Origin of the sequence: Arthrobacter sp. H5, from assembly GCF_000520595.1 — a bacterium.
In the GTDB taxonomy this organism is placed as follows: Bacteria; Actinomycetota; Actinomycetes; order Actinomycetales; family Micrococcaceae; genus Arthrobacter_D.
The window spans coordinates 19,056-25,880 of sequence record NZ_KI914984.1 but is presented as its reverse complement, the minus strand read 5'-3'; the positions used below and the strand labels follow the sequence as shown (position 1 = coordinate 25,880).

Annotated in this window: 7 protein-coding genes; 6 read left to right on the top strand and 1 reads right to left on the bottom strand. The window is 63.2% G+C overall.

The features are described 5' to 3' along the window. The coding region (locus Y708_RS30855) for a carboxyltransferase domain-containing protein (protein WP_035775436.1) at nt 1-391 on the top strand (391 nt) is incomplete at its 5' end. Next, a complete protein-coding gene (locus Y708_RS0105860) occupies nt 381-1,361 on the top strand; it encodes a 5-oxoprolinase subunit C family protein (RefSeq protein WP_028279207.1) in 981 nt (326 codons plus the stop codon). The genes Y708_RS30855 and Y708_RS0105860, both read left to right, overlap by 11 nt. Here Y708_RS0105860 and Y708_RS0105855 read toward each other — a convergent pair. Next, nucleotides 1,347-2,411 (bottom strand): LacI family DNA-binding transcriptional regulator, encoded by a 1,065-nt coding sequence (locus Y708_RS0105855; protein WP_028279206.1) that lies wholly within the window; start codon nt 2,409-2,411, stop codon nt 1,347-1,349. The two genes, Y708_RS0105860 and Y708_RS0105855, sit on opposite strands and share 15 nt — an antisense overlap. A gap of 259 nt (nt 2,412-2,670) precedes the next feature. On the opposite strand from Y708_RS0105855, the gene Y708_RS23180 reads away from it, so the two are divergent. The 4 genes from Y708_RS23180 to Y708_RS0105835 are packed head-to-tail and all read left to right on the top strand — an operon-like array spanning nt 2,671 to nt 6,759. Further along, nucleotides 2,671-3,732, top strand: coding sequence for an asparaginase (locus tag Y708_RS23180; RefSeq protein ID WP_051478663.1), 1,062 nt, complete (start codon nt 2,671-2,673; stop codon nt 3,730-3,732). Nucleotides 3,733-3,735: 3 nt separating this feature from the next. Beyond that, nucleotides 3,736-4,623 carry a polysaccharide deacetylase family protein gene (locus Y708_RS0105845; protein WP_028279205.1) on the top strand — a complete coding sequence of 296 codons (888 nt, stop codon included), beginning with the start codon at nt 3,736-3,738 and terminating at the stop codon, nt 4,621-4,623. Next, nucleotides 4,623-6,002 (top strand): MFS transporter, encoded by a 1,380-nt coding sequence (locus Y708_RS0105840; protein WP_051478661.1) that lies wholly within the window; start codon nt 4,623-4,625, stop codon nt 6,000-6,002. Before Y708_RS0105845 ends, Y708_RS0105840 begins: the two co-directional genes overlap by 1 nt. After that, complete coding sequence (locus tag Y708_RS0105835) at nt 5,995-6,759, top strand: SDR family NAD(P)-dependent oxidoreductase (protein WP_028279203.1); 765 nt, start codon at nt 5,995-5,997, stop codon at nt 6,757-6,759. The genes Y708_RS0105840 and Y708_RS0105835 overlap by 8 nt, the downstream gene beginning before the upstream one ends. The last annotated feature ends 66 nt before the right edge of the window (nt 6,760-6,825 follow it).

Sequence of the window (6,825 nt, the reverse complement as noted above, 5' to 3'; positions counted from 1 at the left end):
TGTGCCGCAGGAGCAACAGCTTGAGGTGCCCAAGTATCTGAGTCCCCGCACGGATACGCCTGCCCTGACCGTGGGCCATGGTGGATGCTTCGCCTGCATCTATTCGGTCCGCGGTGCCGGCGGGTATCAGATGTTCGGGATCGCTGCCGCACCAATCTTTGATCCCGCCCAGCTCCTGTCGGATTTCGACGACTTCATGATCTTCTTCAAACCCGGGGACATTGTGAAGTTCAAACCAGTCGACGAAGCCGAATACCGACAAATCCAGCAGCAGGTGGCCGACGGATCGTTCACTTACCGGCAGACGCCGGTGGTGTTCGACCTTGAGCGGGCGCTCGCCCACCCCACCGAGTACAACCAGGAGATCATGGAGCACCTCAATGGCCATTAGGATCATGGAGCCCGGACTTGCCACCACGGTCCAGGACAGGGGCCGACCGGGCTACTACCACGTCGGAATCCCCCAGGGCGGTTCAATGGACCAACTCTCGGCCGAGATGGCCAACGCGCTCGCCGGCAACACGCCAGCGGAAGCCGTTCTGGAGTGCACCTACATCGGGCCCCGGTTTACCACTGACGCAGACGCTGTCATAGCCGTCGCCGGCGCTCCAGTAGATGTGCTGGTCAACGGGACAGCCCGGGAGCAGTGGACCCGGCTTGAGCTGGTCGCTGGCGACGAGGTGTCCTTTGGGATGATCCGCGCCGGGACTCGCTACTACATCGCCATCCAAGGGGGAATCGACGTCCCGGTGGTGCTGGGCAGCCGGTCCACCTACGCGCTGGGGGCAATGGGCGGGTTCGAAGGGGGCACTCTCAAACCAGGCGACACCATCGACGTCGGGACAACGCCGTCAGAACACCACGCCTCAGCCGCGGATTTCATCGACGAGTCCCTCCGGCCATCCTTCGACAAGAACGTCACTGTCCGTGTCCTGCCGGGCCTCTACGACCACCGGCTGACCGAAGAGGGACTGGACACCCTGTTCAGCGCCACCTGGACCCTGACGCCCGTCGCCGACCGCACCGGGCTGCGGTACGCCGGCCCGGCCGTCACATGGAAGCCTCGGGTCCAGCCGTTCGGTGCAGGCTCCGACCCGTCGAACATTGTCGACGCAGGCTACGCTATCGGCTCTATCCAGATCCCCGGCGGCAAGGAACCCATAGTGCTCCACCGCGATGCCGTCTCCGGCGGGGGCTATGCAATGGTCGCCACGGTCATCAGCTCCGACATGGACCTGCTGGCGAGGAGCGCTCCCGGGACGCAGACAACCTTCAAGCCGGTGACAATGGAGGAAGCCCTCGCGGCACGTGCAGAAGGGAAGGCCCTGCGGTCCCGCATCTGGGGCTCAGCTGGCCAGTGAACGCTGAGACTCGCCGTGCGCCGACGCGGCGCTGCTTTCACGAACGAAGAGTTCGGGGGTCATCCTGACTGATTCGACCTGCTCACCGTTGATGACCCGCTGCAGCATCAGCATCGCCTGACGGCCAATCTGGAACATCGGCGAGCGCACCGAGGACAACGGGATAGGAAGCTGCGCGGCGAGCGAGGTGTCGTTAAAGCCAACCAGGGCGATGTCCTGCCCCACAGTCAGTCCGTGAGCGCGGAACGTTCCCATCGCTCCGATCGCCGCGAAGTCGTTGACGGCGAACACCGCTGTCGGCGCCGGGCCGGGCTGCGTAACAATCGTTTCGGCCGCCTCCCTGCCGCCCTCGGTGTCGAACCGCGACCAGATCACCGAGCTGTCAGGAAGTTCACCGCCCAGGTCCCGCCATCGCTGCCTGAAGCCGGCGGTGCGGTCAAGGGCCGTGCTGGCATAGGGTTCTCCGGCGATCAGGGACACGCTGCGGTGGCCCGTCTGCCAGAGGTGGTCCGCCACCAATTCTCCCCCCACGACGTCGTCGCAGGTTGCTGACGGGAAGCCTGGATGCCGCCGGTTTATGAGCACAAACGGAATGTGCCGTGCGCGCAGGTCAGGCAACAGGTCGCTGCCGGCGTGCACGTCGCCGAGGATGAGCCCATCCACACGGCGGGCCAGCATGATCTCGGCCTTCCTGCGCTGCTCGTCAGTACTGTCGTGGGAGTTCATGACGAACGTTGAATAGTTGTTCTCAGCTGCGGCTTCCTCGATGCCCTCGTACATGGTGGCCAGCACAATATCGGAGAGCCGTGGCACGATCACACCGAGCGCACGGGTCCGGCGGGTTCTGAGGCTCGCCGCCTGGGGATCCGGCGAGTATCCGCGCTCTACGGCGAGGTCCCGCACTTTCTGCGCAGTGGCAGAAGATGCGGCACCGCGAGCCACGTCCGATGTCGAGTGAAGGACCCGCGAGACCGTCGAGGGGTGGATCCCCAACTCGCTGGCCAGGTCCTTCAGTGTGACCGGCGTGCGGCTTTGACCTCTTGCACCCATAAGGCTCCCCTCCGTCTAGCTACCCGATGATGTATTTGATTGTTTCAGACATAAAAAACTTCGTCCGAGCCCTTGACGAGACCCAAATCACATTCTATTCTTTTCCTCAACGCAACCCAAACGATTGGGTTGCGGAACCATAGGGTTTTCGAACCAGCCGCTGAGGACCAGACACACCGGCCGCAATATCTGGCCTTTGCCGGATCGCCGTTTACCCAAACGATTGTGTAACCACAGAACAGATAGAACGGAGGTGATTATGAGCAGCGGTGATGATCAATACGTGGTGCTGCTGGCTACAGGCGGGACCATCGCCTCCCGTAACTCCGCTGAGTCTGGCGGCGCAACCATTGCGGAGGACTCAGGCGAGGTGCTGCTGCAAAGCACCGGTCACGGTTCGGTACCTGTGAAAGTGATCGACGTGATGCGGAAGGGCTCCTACCGGCTGACTTTTCCCGACATGCTGGAGATCTGTTCCGCCGTCAGGGCTGCGCTGCGTAATCCGCTGGCAGTCGGCGTCGTGGTCACCCACGGAACCGACACCACCGAGGAAACCTCCTACTTGGCCGACCTGCTCCACGACGACTGGCGGCCGGTGGTCTTCACCGGCGCTCAGTTCGCCGCGGATCACCCGTCGCCGGATGGGCCGGACAACCTGCGGCGGGCCATCGCAGTCGCAGCTTCCCCTGAAGCAGGCGGAAGGGGTGCGCTCGTCAGTTTCGCCGGGAAAATTTTCCATGCGGCGGGGGTGCAGAAGGTCCACACCACAGCCCACGCGGCCTTCGACAGTCCGGACAGTGATCCGGCCGGCAGTGTTACCGAAGCCGGTGAAGTGTCAATGGATGCCCGCCCCGCACGCTTCGCCCCTTTGCCTGCCCCCCGACCAGGCGACGACGTCGGCCTCCCCCGGACCGACGTCGTCGCCTCCTACCCCGGCGCTGACGCAGTGATGATCGAGGCCGCGCTGGCGGCGGGGGCTGTGGGCATTGTGCTTGAGGCCACCGGGATCGGCAATGCCAATCCCGTCGTGTGCACGGCGGTGGCGGACGCGACCGCCGTGGGCGCCGTCGTCGTCACTAGTACGCGGGTCCATGCGGGACCAGTGGTGCCGGTGTATGGCACCGGTGGCGGGAAGGACCTCCTCGCCGCGGGAGCCATCCCCGCAGGCCTACTGAGGCCGGCGCAGGCGCGCACCCTGCTGCAATTGCTCCTCACGCTCGGGATGACCCGCCCCCACATCGAACAGCACTTCCACCTTCGGGGCTCCCTGGTCCCGCAGGAGAACGACACCATGACCGCTTTGACCCCTTCGAAAGGCTGACCCATGACAAAGAACATACAGATTGCATTCGGCGTAGATGTCGACGCCGTGGCCGGCATGCTCGGCTCCTACGGCGGCGAGGACTCGCCCTGCGATATCTCCCGCGGGCTTTTCAGCGGCGAGGTAGGAGGTCCCCGCATCCTCCGACTCTTTGAAAAGTACAACCTTCCCTCCACCTGGTTCATCCCGGGCCACTCGCTGGAAACCTTTCCGGAGCTGACCCGGATGGTGGTGGAGGCCGGCCACGAGATCGGTGTCCACGGCTACTCCCACGAGAACCCGATCGCGATGACCCGCGAGCAGGAGACAGCGATCCTGGACCGTTCTATCGAACTGATCGAGCAGGTTTCAGGAAAGCGCCCCACCGGCTACGTGGCACCGTGGTGGGAATTTTCCACGATCACCAACGAGATTCTGCTGGAACGGGGCATCAAGTACGACCATTCCCTGATGCACAAAGACTTTGAGCCGTACTACGTCAGGGTGGGCGACAGTTGGACGAAGATCGACTACAGCAAGCCCGCTGAGGCGTGGATGAAGCCGCTGGTTCGCGGTCAGGAGACTGACCTGGTGGAGATTCCCGCCAACTGGTACCTCGACGACCTGCCGCCCATGATGTTCATCAAGGCGGCCCCTAACTCCCATGGATTCGTCAACCCCCGCGATATCGAGCAGATGTGGCGGGACCAGTTCGACTGGGTCTACCAGGAAATGGACGAGGCCGTCTTCACCATGACCGTCCACCCCGATGTGTCGGGCCGGCCGCAGGTCCTGCTCATGCTTGAGCGCCTCATCCAGCACTTCAAGTCGCACGACGGCGTCACTTGGCGGACCTTTGACCAGATCGCCGACAAGTTCCTGTCCGACAATCCCAGAAAGGAAGCCAACTGATGAAGGCTCCGGCACTTATTGACCTGACAACGCCCGCTGAGAACGAAAGACGCGCGCTGCCCATCTTCAGCAAGAAGAACACCAACACGGCAATGATCCTGGCGTTGCTCGCGTGGACCATCGCAGTCTTCGACTACGGATTGTTCGGCACCCTGCTTCCCGCCATGCAGGAGGAGTTCGGCTGGACCGAGACCGAGGCGTATGCCATCAACACCTGGATTGCCGTCGGCACGGCAATCGTCTGTTTCGGAATCGGACCGGTGATCGACCGGCTCGGCCGACGCAAGGGCATGATGCTCACCGTCGGCGGTACCGCCGCAGTCTCAGCCATCACCTCGATCATCCCTGCCGGACTGGGATTCATCAGCAACGCGATGCTGGTTGTTGTCCGATCCTTCGGGGGACTCGGCTTCTCGGAGCAGGCCGTCAACGCGACCTACATGAACGAGGTCTTCCAGGTCACCGAGGATGAAAAGAAGCGCAAACGCCCTGGCTTCTACTACTCCTTTGTCCAGGGTGGCTGGCCGCTGGGCTTCCTGCTCGCCGCCGCCCTGGCCTTCGCTTTCCTGCCGGCCCTCGGCTGGCGTGCGCTGTACATCATGGCGGCCATCCCTGCGGCAATCATTGTCTACCTCATTGCCAAGAAGCTCAAGGAAACCCCGCAGTTTGAACTGCACGAGAAACTGACCCAGCTGGAAAAATCCGGCAAGGTCGATGAAGCTCATGCGCTGGCAGGTTCCTTCGGCGTCCAGCACTCCTCAACGGCTCCCCTGAAGCGTATCTGGGAACCACAGCTGCGACGCAACACCATCGTCTTCTCCCTGGCCTGGATTGTAAACTTCTTCGGCATCATGGTCTTCAGCATCCTGGGATCCTCGGTACTGGTGAACTCCCGCGGTGTGGAACTGTCCGATGCATTCTGGATGCTGATTGTCATCAACGCACTGGCCTACTTCGGGTACGTCTTCCACGGCTGGTTCGGCGACGTCATCGGCCGGAAGCAGACCATCATCATCGGTTGGATCATCTCCGGGATTTCGTTCTCGGTGATGCTCAGCCCGCTCGCTTCGTCCCCCTTCCTCATCATCCTCACCTACGGTATTGGCCTTTTCTTCCTGGTGGGACCGTACGCCGCGATCCAGTACTTCATGGCCGAGTGCTACCCCGTCAGCTGCCGGGCAACCGGATTGGCGTTCATCGGAGCAATGAGCCAGCCGGGCATCATCCTCGGCGGAGCGTTGTTCACCATTGTCACTGCAGCGGCAGGAACCACTGCCGCTGCGCTGTGGGTCGGCGCCCTCGGCACCCTGGTGTCGGGATTGCTGATGATGATGGCGAAGCCAATTCCCAAAGAGCTGCTGGAGGACCCGAGTGCATGAGTCACCTGTAGCAGTAATCACTGGCGCCGCCAGCGGTATCGGGCGTGCTCTCGCCGTTCATTACGCCCAGCGCGGGGTCCGTTCGGTCATCGGCACCTTCCCCGGTGATCCGCACGACCCGGAGGAAACGCTCCGCCTGGTCGAGCAGGCCGGGGGCCAGGCGGTAATCCAGGACGTGGATGTCCGGGACACCGCGTCGGTGGAAACCTTCGCGGACCGGGCGCTCAACGACTTTGGGCGGTTGGACTACGCGGTGGCTAACGCAGGCGTCCTCCGCAATGCTCCCTTGGGCGAGCTGACCGACGCGCGCTGGAACGACATGCTCGACGTCGACCTCACCGGTGTGCTGCGAACACTCCGTGCAGGCTCCACTCGGATGGACGACGGCGGCGCCATGGTCGCCGTCTCGTCCATCGCGGGTGGAGTCTACGGCTGGGAACAGCACGCGCACTACGCCGCCGCGAAGGCGGGGATCCTCGGACTCGTCAGGAGCATCGCCGTCGAACTGGGCCCCCGGGGCATCCGGGCCAACGTCGTCATCCCCGGCCTGATTGAAACCCCGCAGTCCCTGGATCCCGTGAACTCGTTAGGCCCAGAAGGTCTGGAACGCGCAGGGCAGGACATTCCGTGGGGCCGGGTTGGGCGGCCGGAGGAGGTAGCCAGCGTGATTGGGTTCCTGACCTCGGCCGACGCGGCCTATGTGACCGGGCAGTCGTTGGTTGTTGACGGCGGCCTCACGGTCAAGATGAAGGCATGAGCGCCATGAGGACAGTCGTCGTCACCGGCGGCGGGAGTGGCATCGGCGAAGCAATCGCCGATGCCT